Raw genomic sequence first — 1,693 nt, 5'->3', positions numbered from 1 at the left:
GGACTTTTTTGAGCCAGACCTGCTGCACACGCCCGATGCTGCCCCATCGACAGATCAGGCCACACAGGCCGAAGGCGAAAACGCGGCTTACAAACCCTCAGCCCTTGCGCCACGCCCGCAGGCCGCCATTTTGCGGGCAGTGGAGGGCATGGTGCGCCGGGGAGCGCCCTTCATCCAGAACTTCAACATTCTGGACATACCCATTGTGGTCAGCCCCGCCGCTGTGGACGTGACCATACGCGCCACCCTCGGCCCGACCCTGTCCGCCCTGTGCGAAGTGGTGCATATGTATGACTGCGACGTGCTGCTGCTCACGGGACAGCCCAGTTCCTGGAACGGAGTAATGGCCTCGGTTCTCGCCAAGCTGCCCGTGCCGCCGGACAGGATCATCCCCATGCGCAGCTATCACGCCGGGTCCTGGTATCCCTTTGCGGACGCGCAGGGCCGCATCACAGACCCCAAGACCACCGTGGTTGTCGGGGCTATCCTGTGCGCGCTGGCCGATGGTCATCTTGAAGGCTTTTCTTTTGATTCCGGCGCGCTGCGGCTCACATCCACAGCCCGGTACATCGGTGAAATGGACATCAACAGCCAGCTCAAAAAGCCCAAGGTCTGGTTTACCGTGGACGTGGGCAGCAATGAAGGCACCGAGCAGATCCGTCGTGTAGCCTTCAGCGGCCCGCTTTCCATCGGCTACCGGCAACTGGATGCGGAGCGCTGGCCCACCACGCGCTACCACCTGCTCACCTTTGCCAATGAGGACGCGCGAGCCAGAGCTTCCGGTCGCCTGCCCTATGAGGTGGAGGTGCGCCTGACCGTAGAAGATGTATGGGACGACGCCCCGCGCACCGATGACGAAAAAGACCGCAGTGAAGGCGAATTCAGCATTATCTCCATTGTGGACAGCCAGGGGCGCGGCGTAGACAGGCGCGACCTTGAAATACGCCTGCAAACGCTGAAACTGGATGAAGGCTACTGGCTGGACACCGGCATTGTGACCGATGCCGGTTAAGCGAGGCAATTAATTATGGTTATGCAGCAAGATATAAACCTGGCGCGGCAGTGCCGCCAACTGGCGGACACCGCCTCACAGGCCGGAACCTGGCTTCAGGACAATGCCGAACTTGTGGGCGGCGAAAAAAACGCCCTTCTCAAAGACATGCGCCACGCGGTCCGCTTTTTCGGCAAATGCGGACAGGCCGCCGAACGCAAAATGTGCGTGGGCGTGTTCGGCCCGAGCCAGTCCGGAAAATCGTACCTTATTTCGGCCCTTGCCAGCGATGCCGATGGTGCTCTGGCTGCTGATTTTTGCGGCGAAAGCTATGATTTTTTGAAAAAAATCAATCCGGAAGGCGGCAAGGAATCCACCGGATTGGTGACGCGCTTCACCACCACCCAGCCCGAAGGGCTTTCGCCGGCCTTTCCCATCCGTCTGCGCCTGCTTTCTGAAACGGATGTGGCCCGCGTTCTTGCCAACACCTATTATGCCGACTGCGACCATCAGGACGCTCCCGGAGCCGAGGCATTGGTCAAGGCGCTGGACGCCCTGGAGGCCGAGGCTCCTTCGGCCCCTGTTGCCGACGGGCTGAGCGTTGATGACGTGGAAGACCTGCGCGACTATGTAAACAAAAACTTCAGTTCGCGCCCGCGCATGCAGATGCTCCGCAACGGCTACTGGGCCCGTGCCGCCGCT

The 1,693-nt window shown here is 60.8% G+C and carries 2 protein-coding genes; both read left to right on the top strand.

What is annotated here, in order from left to right; all coding sequences use genetic code 11:
* A partial coding sequence (locus tag V6C16_RS12545) for a virulence factor SrfB (RefSeq protein WP_333543364.1) occupies nt 1–1,012 on the top strand: 1,012 nt, incomplete at its 5' end.
* Nucleotides 1,013–1,027: 15 nt separating this feature from the next.
* A partial coding sequence (locus V6C16_RS12540) for a virulence factor SrfC family protein (RefSeq protein WP_333543363.1) occupies nt 1,028–1,693 on the top strand: 666 nt, incomplete at its 3' end.

This window comes from Desulfovibrio sp. 1188_IL3213, assembly GCF_036763145.1.
Classification (GTDB): Bacteria; Desulfobacterota; Desulfovibrionia; order Desulfovibrionales; family Desulfovibrionaceae; genus Desulfovibrio.
The sequence above is the reverse complement of the archived record's forward strand: the minus strand, read 5'-3'. Positions and strand labels throughout refer to the sequence as shown.